Origin of the sequence: Sphingomonas sp. BK036, from assembly GCF_004216825.1 — a bacterium.
In the GTDB taxonomy this organism is placed as follows: Bacteria; Pseudomonadota; Alphaproteobacteria; order Sphingomonadales; family Sphingomonadaceae; genus Sphingomonas.
In genome coordinates, this window is the sequence record NZ_SGXR01000006.1 from 526,365 (window position 1) to 543,183 (window position 16,819).

Sequence of the window (16,819 nt, forward strand, 5' to 3'; positions counted from 1 at the left end):
TGGTGTCGCACTCTTAGGGAAAAGGCGCGCGGTTCACGCCGCCATCGGCATCGGCGCGCATCGATCGTCATCGAGATCAAGTTCGAACATGACCGCGGGCGCCTCACCCCCGCGCCCGCGCGAGGTCCGGGGCTCGATCCGACCCGTGGGTCGGAACCCGAGCTTCGCCAGCACGCGCCCCGAGGCCGGGTTGTCGACGAAGTGGAACGCATCCAGCCGGCGCAAGCCCAGCGCGTGGCGGGCCATCGCCACCACCGCCTCGCCAGCCTCGGTCGCATAGCCGCGACCCCAGGCGTCAGGCGCCAGCCAATAGCCGAGTTCATGGCCCGCCTCCGCCGCCCGGATCGCGATCCCGCCGACGAGTCGCGGCGTGCCGGCGTCCATCGTCTCGATCAGGAAATGGGGGTCGTGCGCGCCGCGCGGCTGCGCCAGAAACGCCTCGGCATCGTCCAGCGTATAGGGCCAGGGCGCACGCGCCAGCTTGGCGATGACCGACTCGTGGCCGATCGCCCGCGCCAATGCGGGCGCATCTTCCGGCCAGCCTGGCCGCAACGTCAGTCTCTTGGTGCGCGCGAACACGGCTCTCTCCTTCACGCATCGCGCCTGACGCCCTGCCATGTCCGAATGACAGGGCAGCGACAGACGAGGGGGAGGGAGCAATAAAAAAGGGAGCCGGGGTGACCCGTCTCCCTTGTTCAGGTTCGCTTTCGCGACCCGGGTCACCCTGGTGGGCAACCCGGATGGTTACCCTATGTTATTCGGCTGCTGCTGCCATGTCGGCAACGTCGTTCGCTGCCAGCTCGACCGAGCAGAACTTGCGACCAAGTTTGCCCTGGCTGAACACGACGCGGCCGTCGACCAGCGCGAACAGCGTGTGATCCGTGCCGATGCCGACATTGGTGCCCGGGTAGAACTTCGTCCCGCGCTGACGCACGAGGATGTTGCCGGCGACGCACGCCTGGCCACCGAACTTCTTTACGCCGAGACGACGACCGGCCGAATCGCGACCGTTGCGCGAAGAGCCGCCTGCTTTCTTATGTGCCATCTGAAGCTACTCCTTATGCCTGAGCGGCCGGGGCGGTTTCGCCCTCGTTGCTCTTTGCAGTGTGGCCGCCGACCGACACGATCTTCAGGATCGTGTGCTGCTGGCGATGGCCGTTCTTGCGACGATAGTTGTGACGACGACGCTTCTTGAAGACGATGACCTTGTCCGCCTTCGCCTGCGCGATGATCTCTGCGGCGACGGTGAAACCCTCGACCGAGCGCAGCTCCGAGCCTTCGCCCGCCAGCAGCACATCGCCCAGCGTCACCGACGCCCCTGCATCGCCCTCGATCTTTTCGACGACGATCTTATCTCCGGCGGCGACGCGATACTGCTTGCCGCCCGTGCGCACGACTGCGAACATGGCCCTTGTCACTTTCCAAATACATGTGCCCCACGAACGCAAGGTCCGCCGGGAGAAGCCGGGCAGCTAAGCGAGGGGGGGGGCGTTGTCAACCGTGAAGGGGCGGCGACGGGGTGTTTAAGGGTGCAGGTCGTCCGCCTGCCGTCGCATCGTCAGCATCCCGGTGCGGAATTATTTCCCCGCACGGACGGCGGACCAGGCCCGACTCGCGCGTCGGATCTGGAACCGGCTTTTGCCAGCGGTCCGATTCGCCTCAGTGCCGGTGAACCTGCCGCAGCGCGTACCGGCCGTCCGCATAGTCGCTGAACAGGCCCGAGATCGCCGGATGGTCGACCGGCTCGTCGCTATCGTCGGGCACCAGGTTCTGCTGGCTGACATAGGCGACGTAGCTCGACTCCATGTTTTCGGCGAGGAGATGGTAGAAGGGCTGGTCCTTCGACGGCCGGATATCCTCGGGGATCGCCGCATACCATTCGTCGCTGTTCGCAAACACCGGATCGACGTCGAAGATAACCCCGCGGAAATCGAACAGCCGGTGGCGCACCACGTCGCCGATCGAGAAATTCGCGTGCGAGATCGGCGGCGCGACCACCTCGACGGGGACGAGCGGGCTGGTGATGTCGTGGGCGATACTGTCGTGTCGGGGCATATCCGCCAATTTAGGGTCTGTTTTGCGCCGCACAAGGAAAACGCGCCGAGCGGTGTGCGTGGGGCCAAAATCCGCTTGCGTCCCCAGGATCACTTCATTAGAGGCCGCGCTTCGACCGATCGGAGGCGCTGTTCGCAGAGCTTCGGATGACCTGCGGAGAGGTGGCAGAGTGGTCGAACGTACCGCACTCGAAATGCGGCGTACCCGCGAGGGTACCGTGGGTTCGAATCCCACCCTCTCCGCCAACTTCCCGTAGCAACCGGTCTCATCCCGTCCCGCAAGGGGGCGGATCTGCTCTCGTTTCGCGCCGACCGGACGATGCGCCCGGGCCCCAGAGAAGAGCTATGCGTAACCGATGCCCGAAGGCGTCATGCCAGTGTCAGCGGGGCATGGGCCGCGCATCTGGTGGCGGGCTGCCGATCTGCGCGGGGATCGCATCCCAATGTTCTGCAAGCTTGCCGCCCGCGATGCGGAACATGTTGAAGAGGAATACCGGGCGGATGCGGCCCGATGCGTCGGGAACGTCACGGCTGGTGACCAGGATGACGCGATCACCGTCGGCCATCAGCGCAACGCGCTTGGCGGGCTGGTTCATGCCGGGAGGCTGCGGGCCGGCGGGGACGGCTTCGGCATTACGGATAAACGCCTCGCGCGCAGTGCCCGGTGCCGACTCGCCCTCGCGATGCTGGATGTAAACGGGGCTGAGATAGCGTTCGGCGATGTGTCGAGCCTGTTGGGCCATGGTCCCGGCCGCGTTGGCGGCGTCGAGCGCGCGGTAGAAGTCCACGACGAGGTTCTCGTTGACGATCTCGGCGGGGGTATTCGTCGCGGCGGTTGCAGGCGCGCTGAGTGCCACGCCCGCCAGAAGTGGCAGCCACGCCAACCGGATGCCGGCACGTTTCTTGGCAACCACCATTCCATCATCTCCTTTTGCGAATGACGCGCGCGTCCGCCGCCGTTTCGTGGCGGTCTAGAATTTCGTGCTGAGAACGAGGCCGTATGTGCGCGGATCGGACAATTCGCGGGTTGCCGCGATCAGGCCCTGTCCGGTCGCGTTCACGCCCGCCAGGTTGACCCCGGCATTGATGTTGTACCGATTATTGCTGACGTTCCGGATATAGGCCGACAGCGACAGCCGGTTATCGCTCGATCGCCATGTGGCGGTAACGTCCTCGACGAATTGCGATCCCGTGCGCGCGGCGGTCAGCGCGCCGTCCACCAGATTCTGCCTGAGTGGGGCCGAGTAAAAGGCGCTGAGGAACCGAACGTCGCCATGCAGCGTGATGCTCGACCCATCCGACAAGTCGAAGTCGTGATCGTAATTGACTTGAGTCCGGAAGGGGATGACGTTCGGAATGTCTTTCCGCGAGAAATAATAGTCGAAGGTCCTGGTGCTGCCGGGAACCGCTTGTTCGCGCCTGTCGACGAAATACGCCTTGGTGTAGCTCGAGTTTATTCCGATGCGATCGCGCGGCGTCGGCTGGAAGGAGATCTCCAGTTCGCCGCCATAAGCGCGGGCGGGGGCGGAGATGGCGGTGAAGGCGGTCAGCCCGATGATCTCGCTGATGTTGATGTTGCCGACCTGATAGCCGCCATAGACATAGTAGAAGGCGGATCCGTTGACCTGAAGCCGGTTGCCGAAAAATCGGTTCTTCGATCCCACCTCATACGACGTCAGCGTCTCGGTCTTGAACTCGACCGCGGTCGGGGCGCCCGTCCTGCCGGTCGTCACGCTGAGATCGCCCGGTGAGAAGCCGGACGACGTGAGCGCGTAGAGCAGGTTGCGCGGGCTCAGGTCATGCTCGAGCCGCACCTTGTACGTGACGTTGCGATACGTCCGTTTCCCCTCCTGACCCGACAGTGTCTGGGTCTGCAGGATCTCCGGATAGCCATAGGTCGTCGAACCGAGCGGGCCGCCGCAGCACAGGTTGAGATTGGCGGTATAGGTCTGGTCGACCGCGACCTTGGTGTAATCGTAGCGCAGCCCGGCATTCAGCCGCGTGGTGTCGGCCAGGGCGTATGTGGCCTCTCCGAACACGCCGGCCGCGGTCGTTTTCTTGGCGACGTCGGAATTGTACAACAGCGCGCCGGAATAGCCGTCGGTCGCCTTCACGATGCTCCGCAGGTCGTTCTGATAATATAGCGCGCCGATCTGCCATTTCAGCTTGCCGCCCTGCTGCGACGCGAGCCGAAGCTCGTGCGTCATGAACTCGTCCTTGGGCGTGGAAATGTCCTGATCGACGGCCAGGCCGATGGCCGGCACGCGGCCGTAATTCAACGCGGTCGACGTCCATGTGCGGAATGCCGGGATATACACCAGATTGGCGCCGCCAAGGTCGAGATTGAATTCCGCCCAATATTGGCGGAACTTGTTGGTGCCCGGCCCGACATCGCCATAAACCTTGTTGTAGGTCCCGTCGGCCTGCAAATTCATCGAATTGCCGGAGCTGTAGATCTTGTTGTTCTGGCCGGCGACGCCGAGCAGGACCGAAAAGGTGCTGGTCGGCGCGATCAGCATTTTTGCGCGGAAATCGGTGCTCCGCATCGCGCCGCCGCGATAGCCGAGCTCGCCCTTGTCGACGTCATGCGTGTCATATCCGTCGCGGCTGTAGTAATTGCCCGAAACGCGCAGCGCGATGACGTCGGACACGAGGGGGACGTTCACCGCGCCATAATAATGCTCGAGATCATAGTTGCCGGCCTCTGCGGCGATGTTGCCCTCGACGATGCCGAGCGCCGGGTCGCGCGTCTTGATCACGACGACACCGGTGGTCGCGCTGCGGCCGTACAGCGTGCCTTGCGGACCGCGCAGGATCTCGACGCGGTCGATATCGTACGAACTGCCGACGCCATTGTAGATGCCGTCGACATAGATCGCGGCGGACGTCGCGATCGATGTCGCGGATCCACCGACGCCAGAATTGGAGGGAATGCCGCGAATGGTGAGCCCGGCGGCGGGCGAGTCATTGCCCGACGACGATCCCGCCATGCCGGTCGGCGTCGCCGCGGCGCCGCCGCTGACACCGGGCACATCCTCCAGTATGGCACTGAGCGCAAACTTGCCCGCGGCCAGAAGATCCGATCCCGAGCGTACGCTGACCGAGGCGGCAGCGCGTTGCAGCGTCTCGGACTGGCGCTGCGCGGTGACGACGATGTCGGGCAGCTCGCTCGACGATTGCGTGTCCGGCGTAGTTGCCGCAGTCGTCTGGGCCGCGACCGGCGTGGTCTGTGCGCTGGCCGCTCCGGTCCCGCCGAAGAGTGCGGCCTGACTCGCCGCCATCAGCAGCAAAACCTTCCTGTTCATAGCATCCACCCTCTGTTTTTGTTTTTAATCGGCCGTTTCGACGACGAGCCCGGCATCGGTTACGCCGCTCGGATCGCCGACCTGTTCTTCGCAATTATATTCCTTGAAGACCGGTAGATTGGGATGCCACGCGAACCGCCTGACGATGTTCCAGGGGTTGGTGTAATATTGCGGGTCTTCGATGGTCGTTATGATCTCGAGGAAGGGCTTACCGTCGCCAAGGTTCACCTTGCGGATGCGCTGGACCAGGCGACCATTGGGCGAGAGCGGCGTTCCGTCGACATCGAGCCAAAGCGCTTTTTTGAAACCGGTGCTTTCCACGACAAGCGTGTCGCCTTCCCAATGACCGATCGAGCGCCCCATGAAGTCGGTGCCGTCGGGAAGCGGCGAAGTCTTCGGGTCGAGGGATATGTTCCATCGACCATGATATTCCTCGAAGATGAACGCGACCCAGGTCTTGCCCTGCACGATCTGGAAGGGGAAATTGAGATCGCGCTGCCATTGCGGGCCTGGCGGCAGGCATTTGGCGGATGCGTTGATGAACGGCTTTCCGGCCTCGGCGGATCGGACTCGGCGGGCGATGACAGTGGCGCCGGCCATCGTCACAGGCGGCTCCGCCCCGTACATGTCCTTCTGGATGCGCACTTCGAGCGGTTGATCGTGATACCAGACGCCCTGGAAGTCGCGGGGATCCGCGGGCGATGCGGGGTCGTCGGCCGTCACCGGCGGCTGCGGGAAAAGCCCGGCCTTCATCGGCGGCGGCAGCGCGGCCAGGATCTTCTGCGCCTCCGTCAGCGGCGGGAGCGGCGGCGGAGCCAACCCCGCCCCGGGACCGCGGCCCGGGGGTGAAGGGGCGGGGGCGTTGCCTAACGGAGGTCCACCGGGCGGCGGCGCTGCCATCTGAGCAACGGCGACACTTGCGCTGAGGCCGAGGATGCCGGCCGTCAGCGCCATCATGCGGGCGCGGGATGAATGCTTGCGGTAAGCGGTCATGCTGGATGCTCCGAGTTCGTTCGCGCTGCTCATTTCCCACGCATGGCGCGCGCAGCGGTGTCGCGACGGTCGAGGCAGACATGCTCCGGGAAGAACGGCGTGGCGGGCTGCCGCGTATAGGTGACCACGCCGCCCCAGGGTTTTGCGTAATAGACCGGGTCGTCGATCGTGATCCGGTCTTCCAGCGTGTCGGCGCCGACCAGTCGGATACGCTCGGTGACCTTCATGTCGCTGCTGTGCGGCATGATATCGTCGATCAGCGTGCGATCGCTTACGTCGACCGTTTGGGCGACCAGCGTGCCGCCCTCCCACCGCCCGGTGGTCTGGCCGGTCATCTGCGGCGCGAGCAATGGTTCGGTCGGCCGCCCGCGCATGTCGATCTGACGCAGGGCGCGGTTCCATTCGAAGTCGAACGTGACGACGCCCAGCCGCTGCCAGATCCTGAACCGCATCGGCATCAGCATCAGCCGCGGAACGCCCGGGCTCGAACAGCGCGACATTGTGATGTCGTAATCGTCGTACTTGCGTTGCGATCTGAGGCGCTTGTTTTCCGCAAGAGCCTTGCGTCCTTCGGCGGTCAGCACGACCGGTGTCGATGGTCTGAGGCTGTTGGATGGTTCCGCTATCTTCCAGACGCCCTCAAAATCGGGGTCCGTCGTCGCCTGACCCTGCGCCGGTGTGCAGATAGTCAGCAGGGCCGTGCCCGCCATGCCGGTCGTCACAAACCAATTGCGTATAGCGAGACTATTCGTTCGAAAAACCCGCTGCCTGATGCGCGTTAAGATCATGGCTACCCCTCACTAGGTGGCAACCATAAGGGCATATAAAACCGAATTGGCTTAGATGACTCATCTGGGCGAGGTGAGCCCATATTTACAAGTTTATCGACTGCCTTTTAGTGTTCGTCGCGGCAAGTATGACTAAAAGCATGATTTTCTATTGGTCGGGTTGTCCGGGCAGTTCGGTACGAATGGCTCCATAGGGGACGGCTGCCAGCCAAGTCCCGATCTCGGATTGGCAGCATCACACCCTTCGCAAGCTACCGCGACGAGGACCAAATGCACCGTGGTACGCTGACGAACCAATCGCCGCGTTCAACCCGTTCGATCAATCGCTGATCGTCCAGCCAAGTTTTGGATCCCGTCCGCGCACGGGCTGGGCTGCCTTGAGCGCCTGGTCGAACCGCGCATCGGCCTCGACCTCGGCGGAGGGGGGCGAACTGCTGGGCGGCACGTATTTGAAGACCGGAGGCGCCACGATCGCGGTGGGCGCGGGCAAAGGCAGGGCAGCGCCGGCGACAGGGTCGACCGCACGCCCGGATGGCCGGAGGTTCGCGCCCCGAATATAGGTTCCGCCATCGACGATCGTCGTCATGATGCTGCGCGCGATGCCGCCGGGTACCAGCGACGCGACACCCCCCGTTCCATAGCCCGACAGATACACCTCCCGACCGAACGCGTCGTGGCTTGCCAAGATCGGGACCCCTGGCTGAGACCCGTCCGTGCCGCCGAGGATGCGCAGGATCTCGAGCACGTCGGCCGTGTAGCAACTTGTCATCTTCCTGGACCGGCAGCCGATCGGCGGCCCCGCGTCGTGGCTCGGTCGGGCATAGACCGTCGCCATGTTCAGTCCGGGCGACCTGGATTCGCTGCCCCCCAGCAGGAACAGATAACGGTAGCCCAGGTCATGGGCACGCTCGGCGGCGCGGTACAGCGCCATGTCGATCGCATCGCCGCGAGCGTGGATCGCGGCGTCGATGCGCCATGATCCGTCCTTTTCGGTTCTGTCCTTGTAGCCGATCTCGAAGCCGATCCCACGTCGCTTCATCGGGCCATAATAGGGCGCATCATCGCCGCGGGCCCAGGCCGGCTGCGCGATCGCGAGTAGGAGGACGCAAGACCAGAGGCGCTTCATCGCGGATCCTTGAAGTAGAACGCGCCGCCGTACCGCGCGATCGTTAAGCTCCGGTTTCGTCCACTATGCCTCGTCCGTCGAGATAGGCTTGCGGGCCGCCATCTGGACCGGCTTGCCGATGACGGGGCGGCCGTCCGGCCAGCGCCGCGCGATGCACCGATCCTTGGCAACCCTTGCGATCGTGACGGCATCGCCCTGATTGCCGCCGAGGACATGATACGCCGCATCATCCTCGCCGACGTAGAAGCCGACATGACCGCCGCCCGGACGTTCGAATACCAGCACCGCGCCGGGCGCCAGGCGTTCGGGGCGAAGCGCCTGACCCCATGTCGCCCACGACGTCGCGCGCACGGCGATCGCTACCGGCGCGATCCCGTCCTCCTGCAGGCAATAGGCGACGAACACGCCGCACCACGGCACGCTGTCGGCGTTGTAGACCATGCCCAGCACTTTCGTGCCAAGCCGCTTCGCCCAGCCGAGAATGGTCGCGCTGTTTGCGGATCCGTCAGCCTCTTTGGTGCCCAATTTTGACCTGGCTGCCTTCAGCCATGTCGGCTCTTTAGCCATAATATTTGCTCTCAGAATTACTGATTTGACACCGTGCGGCAGCCATCGGGTTTGTCGGTAGGAGCGCGACGCGACGCGTTGGACGATCTACTCGCTGCGTCGCGCTGCACCGATTTCGCGCAAGTGCCGCTTTTGGACGGAAATAGTACCATTTTATTCAGTTTGTTAATCCAATTCCGCTTTTAAGGCCGGAGCTGGCGATCGCGCTCGCTACGGGAGGAATCAATGAAGATCGTTGCCATGGGAGCCGTTGTCGCGGCTGCCTTCGTATCCACGTCGGCCTCGGCGCAAGACATCGTCCAGACGTTCAACGGGCCGCGCATAGAGTTGCGCGCCGGTTGGGATAACCCCGATATTCGCGCGACCTTGCAGGACGGGCGCAACAGCGTCAGCCAATCGGCCGACAAGAGCGGCGTGTCTTACGGTGGCGAAGTCGGTTACGATTTCAGCCCCGACAACAAGATGGTCATCGGTGCCTATGCTGGCCTCGAGGGTTCCACGGTCAAGGCCTGCGGTGAACTGTACGGTGCGGATCGGCTTTGCGTGCGCGCGGGGCGCAACATTACGGCAGGCGCTCGCGTAGGCGTCGTCCTGGACCAGAAGTTCCTGATCTATGGCAAGGGCGGATATTCGAATGGCCGCGTATCGGTCGATTACCGCGACTATGAATTCATTCTTCCCGACGAGAATGTCGGCCGTACGTTCGACGGCTTCCACGTGGGCGGTGGTATCGAAGCCTCGGTCGGCAGCGGCGTCTATGGTCGGCTGGAATATGTCTACACCAACTATGGTCGTGTCTCGGCGGAAACCGACGTGCTGACCGCGAGCCTGAAGCCGACCCGGCAGCAGATCGTCTATGCGATGGGCGTTCGCTTCTGATGTGACCGTGACCAGTATGGCGTCGGGGTTGCCGACGTCATGCTGGTCCTGCGGTAAGCCCAGGCGCGGTCAGCCGGCCGCGATCGACGGGACCATGCTCTCGAAACGGGTCGCGCCCGCACTGGAGTGCGCGAGCGTCAGATCGCCATTGTGGCCGCGCAGGATCTGCCGCGCGAGGGCCAGTCCTACGCCGGACCCCTCCTTCTTGGTGGTGAAGAAGGGGCGGAAGATGTCGCTCTGGTTGCCGACCGGAATGCCTGGCCCGTTATCCGTCATCGTGACCAGCGTTTGCCCGACCTGCGCGCGGATCGACAGGGTGACGCTCGGGGCGGGCGTGGCGTGCAACGCTTCGGCGGCGTTCTGCAGGACCGCCCAGAACGCCGCGGTCAGCTGATCCGGGTCGGCGTGCATATGCGCGGGTGCCTCGCGCAGGTCCGTGCTGAACGCGATCGTCGGCCAGCGGGTGACGAACAGCGCCTCGAGATCGCTCACGAACGGCGGCACGGATATACGGCCCGGGGCGGGTGCCGGGAGCTTGGCGAGCGCGCGATAGCTTTCCCCGAAGCGGTGGAGACTGGCGGCGCGACGCGCGACCGTCAGAATCGCATCGCGTACCTGGGGCAGCGCGGGGTCCGGATCGTCGAGCATCGCGACCGCGGTCTCGGCGAGCGAGGCGATCGGGGTCAGCGCGTTGACGATTTCATGGCTGAGCACCTGGACGAGATCGCGCAGCGCCGCGGCCTCGGCCCCTTTCAGCTCGGCATCGATATCGATCAGCGCGCCGATCCGCGTCATCCGCCCTGCGAGGGCAAGGTCGCTGGTGGCCAGCGCGAAACTGCGGACATGCGCGTCGCGGCCGATGTCGATCGTGGCGGTGCGGCCGGGGCGGGTGTCGGAGAGCGCTGCGACAAGGCCCTCGGGCGGATCGACGACCCTGTCGTTTGCGCCGAGCAGATGCCGCGCGGCACGGTTGACGACGTGCAGGCGACCATCGTCGAGCGCGACCAGCGGGGCGGGGGACAGGTCGAGATAGGCGGTGAGGCGCCGCCGCTCCTCCTCGCCGGGGGAAACGGGGGCAGGGGGGGGGGGCACCGCGCGCTGCGGGCGGGTGTCGACCAGGTCGAGCGCGGCGGTCCACACCGCGATCAGCGCGGCGAGCACCGCCGTCGCATAGAGGCCGCGCGTGCCGGCAACCGCGCCGGCGGCACCGACCACGGCGACGACCAACGTGCGGAGCATGCGGCGAACCCGGTCAGAGGCCATGGCGCGCCATTCGTCGATAGAGTGCAGCGCGCGTCAGCCCGAGGTCGGCGGCGGCGCGGCTCACGTTGAAGGCGTGGCGGTTGAGCGCCGCGGCGATCAGCGTTTCCTCGTTGCGTGCCAGCGACAGATCCGGCGCGAGCGGCTGCGGCGCGGTCACGTCGGGCGAGCGCAGGACGTCGCCTGCGGTGTAGATATCGCCGTTGCCGAGCAGCACCGCGCGCTCCATCGCCTGCCGCAAGCCGCGGATATTGTCCGGCCAGCGATCCACCGCGATTCCCTGTGCGGCATCGTCACCGAGCGGCCGGTTGGGCTTGCCGTGGCGATAGGCGAAGAGCGCGAGGAAATGCCGCGCGAGCAGCAGCACGTCGTCACCGCGCTCGACAAGCGGCGGCAGCGCGATCGGGATCGTGCCGATCCGGTCGAGCAGATCCTCGCTTATCGCCGTGCGCAGCCCTTCGCCGTCGCGGCGCGTGGTTGCCACCGTGCGGACGGTGCCGAGGCTGCGCAGCAGATCGGCGTGCAGCGTGCGCGGGAGCCGGTCGATATGATCGATCACCAGCGTCCCGCCCGCCGCATCGGCGGCGCAACCGGCGATGCTTGCCGCGTCTGCCGCCTCGGCATCCAGCGTGACGAGTGGCCCGTGCGACTGCGCCGAGGCCTGATGGATCAGCTGTGCCAGCAGCGTCTTGCCCGTACCCGCGGCGCCGTGGACGAGGATCGGCGCGGTGGTGGGCGCGATCCGTCCGATCATGTCGCGCGCGCGGGCGATCGCCGCGCTGTCGCCGAGCAGGACGCCGCCCGACACCGGCGGGATTGCCGCGGTTTCCAGCCTCGCGCGGCGCAGCGCCACGCCGCGTTCGACCGTCGTCAGCAGGCGTTCGTTGTGCCACGGCTTGATGACAAAATCGGCCGCCCCGCTGCGCATCGCGCGCACGGCGACGGCGATCCCGCTATGCCCGGTGACGACGATCACGACTGCGCGCGCATCCGCCGCGATCAGCCGGTCGAGCATCGCGAAACCCTCGTCGCCGCTCGTCCGCCCGCGCGCGAAATTCAGGTCGAGCAGGATGACGTCGACCGGCTCGCCTGCCAGCAGGACCCATGCCGAGTCCGGGTCGGCCGCGGTCGACACGCGCATCCCGTGCCGCTCGAGCAACAGCCGTGCCGCCTTGGCGATGTCGGGATCGTCGTCGATGACGAGGATGTGCGATTCGGTTGACATGCCCGCCATAGTGTCCGGAAACGGACAGTCGGTACAGTTATGGTGTTCGTTCATCCAAACTGATCACGAACTCTCGAACAATACCAGTATCTTAGGGTATCGTCCGACGGTCGCGTACACTGTCCGTATGACGGAAACCCTGGCCGGAACCGGCGCCGCGATGGATCGGCGCATCGAGCGCCCGCACGCGAAGCGGCGCAAGCGCATCGTGCGCGCCGCGATCCTGTTCGCGATCGTCGTCGTAGCCGCGATGCTGTGGTTGCTGATGCCGGGCGCCAATGCGCTGACCGTCGATGCCGCGGCGATCCGCACCGGAGAGGTCACGCGCGCGCCCTTCCGCGATTTCGTGCCGCTGCGGGCCGAGGTGGCGCCGCTGCGCACCGTGTTCGTGACCGCGATCTCGGGCGGGCAGGTCGCCGAGATCGCGTCGAGCGACGGCGTGATGGTCGCCGCGGGCACGCCACTCGCGCGGCTGTCGAATCCTTCGCTCGAACTCGATGTCGCCAGCCGGTCTGCCGATATCGCCGGACAGTTGAGTGCGATCAGCGGACAGCGGCTGTCGGTGCAGACCGCGCGCCAGACCAGCGGCCGCGACGTCGCGGACGCGCGCAACGCGCTGTCCAAGGCGCAGACGTTGCTCGCGCAGAAACAGGTGCTGTTCGAGAAGGGGATCATCACGCGCGCCGCGATCGATCCGGTACGCCAGGACGTGACGTTCCAGGCGGCGCGCGTCGCCGCGCTCGATACCGGCATGGCGCAGGCGGGGGCGACGCTCGCGGATCAGTCCGCGGGGATCGCCGCGACCGCACGGCAGTTGCGCGAAAGCCTCGCGATGGTGCGCGCGAGCCTGTCCGCGCTCGTGCTGCGCGCGCCGGTCGCAGGCCGGCTGACCGCGTTCACGCTGCAGCCGGGACAGACGCTCAAGAGCGGCGATCCGGTCGGGCAGATCGATTCGGAGGGACAGTGGAAGCTGACCGCCGACGTCGATCAATATTATCTGGGGCGTGTCCGCACCGGGCTCGCCGCGACCGCCGATCTCGACGGGCGGAGCTACCCGATGGCGGTGCTCAAGGTCCTGCCGCAGGTAACTGAGGGCCGGTTTCGTATCGAACTGGCGTTTCGCGGCGCGGCGCCGACCGGGCTCAATCGCGGCCAGACGCTCGACGTGCGGCTCGTGCTCGGTGCGGATCGACCCGCGGTGGTCGCGCCGTCGGGCGGCTGGCTCGACGCGGGCGGGACCACCGTGTTCGTGCTCGACGGCGACGCCAGAGCGGTGCGCCGCGCGATCGTCACCGGCCGGCGTAATCCCGATCAGGTCGAGATCGTCTCCGGCCTCGCGCCCGGCGAGCGGATCGTGACGACCGCGCTCAACACCTACGCCCCCTTCCAGACGCTTCTCATCCGATAGGACCGATCATGATCCATCTTCAGGACCTCAGCCGCACCTATGCCTCCGACGAGATCGAGACGACCGCGCTCGGCGGGATCGACCTGGCGGTCGAGGCGGGCGAATTCGTCGCGATCATGGGACCGTCGGGATGCGGCAAGTCGACCTTGCTCAACATCATCGGCACGATCGATCGGCCGACCGATGGCCGCTACCTGTTCGAGGGCGCCGACATCGCGCGCGCGCCCGAGGCTGACCTGGCCAAGCTGCGCCGTGATCGGCTCGGGTTCGTGTTCCAGAGCTTCAACCTGATCGACGAACTGACGATCGCGGAGAATGTCGCGCTTGGCCTCGCCTATCGATCGATGCCCGCGCGGGAGAAGAAGGACCGCGTGGCGGCGGCGATGGACCGCGTCGGCATCGCGCACCGCCAGCGCCACCATCCGCACCAGCTGTCCGGCGGGCAGCAGCAGCGCGCGGCGATCGCGCGTGCGATCGTCGGCGAACCGCGGCTGATCCTGGCAGACGAACCGACGGGCAATTTGGATACCGAGAACGGCGCGCAGGTGATGGACATCCTCGGCCAGCTGAACGCGGAGGGCGCGACGATCGTGATGGTCACGCACAGCCCGTCGCATGCCGATATCGCCAAGCGCACGGTGCACATGCTCGACGGTCGTATCCTGTCGTCCGCGCGGCGCGTGGCATGATCCGCCGGTCGCTCGGGACGCTGGTGTTGCTGCTGCTGGTCATCGTCCTCGTCCGCCATCTCGCCGCGACCAAAGCCGCGCGCGACGCCTGAAGGAACCGCCCGTGTCCGTTCTCACCAGCCTCTATCGGTCGCTGACGCGCCACCGCCTGTTCGCCGCACTCAACATCGGCGGCCTCGCGCTGGGAATCGCGACGTTCCTCGTGCTGTTCCTGTTCGTGCAATTCGAGACCGGGTTCGACCGCGTGCTGCCTGACCAGGACAAGCTCTGGGTGCTCGAGCAGCGTTATGCGATGCCCGGCTATCCTGCCGACACCAGCTCCGACACGCTGGGCAGCGAACTGACGATCCTGAAGGCCGATTATCCGCAACTGGTCGGCACGCGCTATTCCGCTGTCGCGGCGACCGTTCGGCAAGGGGCGCAGGCGACCGCCGAGGATCTGGCCGCGGTCGATCCGAACTTCTTCGACCTGATGCGCTATCCCGCGGTCGAGGGCGACCCGACCGCCACGCTCGCCGATCCCAACGGGCTCGTCGTCACGCAGGCCGCCGCGCGCAAATATTTCGGCAGCCAGTCGGCGATCGGCCAGACGCTGCAGCTGTCGATCGATGGCCAGACCTATCCCTATCGGATCGGCGCCGTGCTGCGCGACATGCCCGACACCGTGACCTTCAAGAGCGAGATGTTCGCGCAACTCGTCCGTGCGCGGTTCGGCAACGAATGGTGGGATCACTGGGGCAGCGCATCGCTGACGACGATCCTGCACTTTCCCGATGTCGCGGCGGCACGCGTGTTCGAGGCGCGATTGCCCTCGTTCCTCGACGCGCACGCCTATGCGAGCGGCAACATCAAGAAGGGCGAGTATTTCCAGTCGCTGCGCCCGATGACCGCGATGCACCTGTACACCCCCGGCGACCGCGCGATCGTGACGACGCTAGGCGCGGTCGGGCTGCTGACGTTGCTCATCGCGATCGTCAATTACGTCAACCTGGCGACTGCGCGGGCGGGGCTCCGCGCGCGCGAGGTGGCGATGCGCAAGGTGCTCGGCGGCACGCGCCGGTCGCTCATGCGACAGTTTCTGGGCGAGGCGCTCGCTACGGTCGCGGTGGCCGCGTTGATCGGGCTGGCGCTCGCCGAGATCGCCTTGCCGTTCGTCAACACGCTCGGCGGGACCAAGCTCGCGATCAGGTATCTCGGGGCAGACGGCATCCTGCCCCTGCTTTTGGCGCTCATCTTGGGGATTGCGCTCGTCGCCGGGCTGTATCCCGCCTTCGTGCTGTCGAGCTTCCGCCCTGCCGCGGTGCTCGCGTCGACGCGCGCGCCGGGCGGTGGTCGCGCCGGGGCACGGCTGCGCGGCGGACTGGTCGTAATCCAGTTCGCCATCGCGATCGCCTTCGCCATCGCGACCGCGACGATGCTGGCGCAGACCGCGCATATGCGCGACGCCGATCTCGGGTTCCGGCGCGACGGGCTGATGATCGTGCGGTCGCTGATGACGGGCGGGATCGATGCGCCGCAACGCGCGGCGATCCTGCGCGCCCTGGCGGCGGTGCCGGGCGTGACCGGTGTCACGGTCGGCAACAACGCGCCGGGCGACCAGAGTACGACGAACTTCTCGGGCTATACGCGGCCGGGCGGCTCCAGCGTGAAGACGTCGGTCATGGATGTCGATACGGGCCGCGACTATTTCAGGGTCTATGGCGCGCGGCTGATCGCCGGTCGCCTGTTCGATGCCGCGCATGCCGACGATCGCGCGCTGCTGACGCTCGAGCAGCGCAAGCGGACCGGGCCCAATATCGTGATCAACCGCAAGGCGGCGACCGCCCTAGGGTTCACCTCGCCCGCCGCAGCGCTGGGGCAGACAATCAGCGACGGCAGCCGGCCGTCGACGATCATCGGCGTGGTCGATGACGTGCGGTTCCGCAGTCCGCGCGATCCGGTCGATCCGGTCGCCTATAGCTACAACAGCATCGACATCCTCTCGCCCTATGCCGCGGTGCGCTATGCCGGCGATCCCGAGGCGATGGCGACCGCGATGGAGGCGGCGTGGAAGCGAGTCGTGCCCGGCGTTCCGTTCGAGGCGCGCTCGGTCGAGGACAATCTGTTCCGGCGCTATTACAAGGCGGATGCGCAGCGCTCGCGGTTGTTCACGATCGGGGCGGTCCTGGCGATCGCGATCGGCTGTATCGGGCTCTACGGCCTCGCCGCGTTCGACACGACCCGGCGCGTCAAGGAGATCGGCATCCGCAAGACGCTCGGGGCGTCGACCGCGGATGTGCTCACGCTGCTGATCGGGCAGTTCATGCGGCCGGTGATCCTGGCCAACGTCCTCGCCTGGCCGCTCGCCTATGTCGCGATGCAACGCTGGCTGGCCGGGTTCGACGACCGGATCGCGCTGTCACCGGTCTTCTTCCTGGCCGCCTCGCTCGCCGCGGTGCTGATCGCGAGCGCCACCGTCCTCGGCCAGGCGTGGCGCGTCTCGCGCGCCGAGCCCGCGCGCGCGCTGCGCTACGAATAGGATCATC

Annotated in this window: 16 protein-coding genes and 1 tRNA gene; 5 read left to right on the top strand and 12 right to left on the bottom strand. The window is 66.1% G+C overall.

Translation table 11 applies throughout. The features are described from left to right. Nucleotides 1-33: 33 nt before the first annotated feature. From EV283_RS15670 to hspQ, 4 genes are all read right to left on the bottom strand, one after another. Nucleotides 34-579, bottom strand: coding sequence for a GNAT family protein (locus EV283_RS15670; protein ID WP_242616002.1), 546 nt, complete (start codon nucleotides 577-579; stop codon nucleotides 34-36). 175 nt (nucleotides 580-754) lie between these two features. Further along, nucleotides 755-1,045, bottom strand: a complete 291-nt coding sequence (gene rpmA, locus EV283_RS15675; RefSeq protein WP_056417044.1) for a 50S ribosomal protein L27 — start codon at nucleotides 1,043-1,045, stop codon at nucleotides 755-757. 13 nt (nucleotides 1,046-1,058) lie between these two features. Further along, nucleotides 1,059-1,406, bottom strand: a complete 348-nt coding sequence (gene rplU, locus EV283_RS15680) for a 50S ribosomal protein L21 (protein WP_056417047.1) — start codon at nucleotides 1,404-1,406, stop codon at nucleotides 1,059-1,061. 253 nt (nucleotides 1,407-1,659) lie between these two features. Then, nucleotides 1,660-2,055 carry a heat shock protein HspQ gene (gene hspQ, locus EV283_RS15685; RefSeq protein ID WP_056417366.1) on the bottom strand — a complete coding sequence of 132 codons (396 nt, stop codon included), beginning with the start codon at nucleotides 2,053-2,055 and terminating at the stop codon, nucleotides 1,660-1,662. A gap of 155 nt (nucleotides 2,056-2,210) precedes the next feature. Between hspQ and EV283_RS15690 the strand changes: the two genes are divergently transcribed. Then, nucleotides 2,211-2,300 (top strand) — tRNA-Ser (locus EV283_RS15690). A 134-nt stretch (nucleotides 2,301-2,434) separates the two neighbouring features. On the opposite strand, the gene EV283_RS15695 is transcribed toward EV283_RS15690, so the two are convergent. The 6 genes from EV283_RS15695 to EV283_RS15720 form a co-directional block, all read right to left on the bottom strand. Further along, nucleotides 2,435-2,971 carry a hypothetical protein gene (locus EV283_RS15695; protein ID WP_130326859.1) on the bottom strand — a complete coding sequence of 179 codons (537 nt, stop codon included), beginning with the start codon at nucleotides 2,969-2,971 and terminating at the stop codon, nucleotides 2,435-2,437. Between the two features lie 54 nt (nucleotides 2,972-3,025). Continuing rightward, nucleotides 3,026-5,359: a TonB-dependent receptor gene (locus EV283_RS15700; protein WP_130326861.1), complete on the bottom strand. Its 2,334-nt coding sequence runs from the start codon at nucleotides 5,357-5,359 to the stop codon at nucleotides 3,026-3,028. Nucleotides 5,360-5,383: 24 nt separating this feature from the next. Continuing rightward, complete coding sequence (locus EV283_RS15705) at nucleotides 5,384-6,385, bottom strand: hypothetical protein (RefSeq protein WP_242616003.1); 1,002 nt, start codon at nucleotides 6,383-6,385, stop codon at nucleotides 5,384-5,386. Further along, entirely contained in the window at nucleotides 6,382-7,062 is a 681-nt protein-coding gene (locus EV283_RS15710; RefSeq protein WP_130327010.1) for a hypothetical protein, read from the bottom strand. Before EV283_RS15710 ends, EV283_RS15705 begins: the two co-directional genes overlap by 4 nt. A gap of 397 nt (nucleotides 7,063-7,459) precedes the next feature. Then, nucleotides 7,460-8,266 carry a hypothetical protein gene (locus EV283_RS15715; protein WP_130326863.1) on the bottom strand — a complete coding sequence of 269 codons (807 nt, stop codon included), beginning with the start codon at nucleotides 8,264-8,266 and terminating at the stop codon, nucleotides 7,460-7,462. 63 nt (nucleotides 8,267-8,329) lie between these two features. Beyond that, nucleotides 8,330-8,833, bottom strand: coding sequence for a TIGR02594 family protein (locus EV283_RS15720; protein WP_130326865.1), 504 nt, complete (start codon nucleotides 8,831-8,833; stop codon nucleotides 8,330-8,332). 225 nt (nucleotides 8,834-9,058) lie between these two features. Between EV283_RS15720 and EV283_RS15725 the strand changes: the two genes are divergently transcribed. Continuing rightward, a complete protein-coding gene (locus EV283_RS15725; protein WP_130326867.1) occupies nucleotides 9,059-9,712 on the top strand; it encodes an outer membrane beta-barrel protein in 654 nt (217 codons plus the stop codon). 69 nt (nucleotides 9,713-9,781) lie between these two features. On the opposite strand, the gene EV283_RS15730 is transcribed toward EV283_RS15725, so the two are convergent. Beyond that, complete coding sequence (locus EV283_RS15730) at nucleotides 9,782-10,951, bottom strand: ATP-binding protein (RefSeq protein WP_242616004.1); 1,170 nt, start codon at nucleotides 10,949-10,951, stop codon at nucleotides 9,782-9,784. A gap of 13 nt (nucleotides 10,952-10,964) precedes the next feature. Then, nucleotides 10,965-12,197, bottom strand: a complete 1,233-nt coding sequence (locus tag EV283_RS15735; RefSeq protein WP_130326871.1) for a response regulator — start codon at nucleotides 12,195-12,197, stop codon at nucleotides 10,965-10,967. A 127-nt stretch (nucleotides 12,198-12,324) separates the two neighbouring features. Between EV283_RS15735 and EV283_RS15740 the strand changes: the two genes are divergently transcribed. The 3 genes from EV283_RS15740 to EV283_RS15750 all read left to right on the top strand — a co-directional run bounded on the left by EV283_RS15740 (nucleotide 12,325) and on the right by EV283_RS15750 (nucleotide 16,812). Beyond that, the gene (locus EV283_RS15740; RefSeq protein ID WP_242616005.1) at nucleotides 12,325-13,605 is read left to right on the top strand and encodes an HlyD family efflux transporter periplasmic adaptor subunit; all 1,281 of its coding nucleotides are present in this window, start codon (nucleotides 12,325-12,327) and stop codon (nucleotides 13,603-13,605) included. An 8-nt stretch (nucleotides 13,606-13,613) separates the two neighbouring features. Next, the gene (locus tag EV283_RS15745; protein ID WP_130326873.1) at nucleotides 13,614-14,294 is read left to right on the top strand and encodes an ABC transporter ATP-binding protein; all 681 of its coding nucleotides are present in this window, start codon (nucleotides 13,614-13,616) and stop codon (nucleotides 14,292-14,294) included. A gap of 103 nt (nucleotides 14,295-14,397) precedes the next feature. Further along, on the top strand, nucleotides 14,398-16,812 hold the full coding sequence (locus tag EV283_RS15750) for an ABC transporter permease (RefSeq protein WP_130326875.1): 2,415 nt from the start codon (nucleotides 14,398-14,400) through the stop codon (nucleotides 16,810-16,812). Nucleotides 16,813-16,819 lie beyond the last annotated feature (7 nt).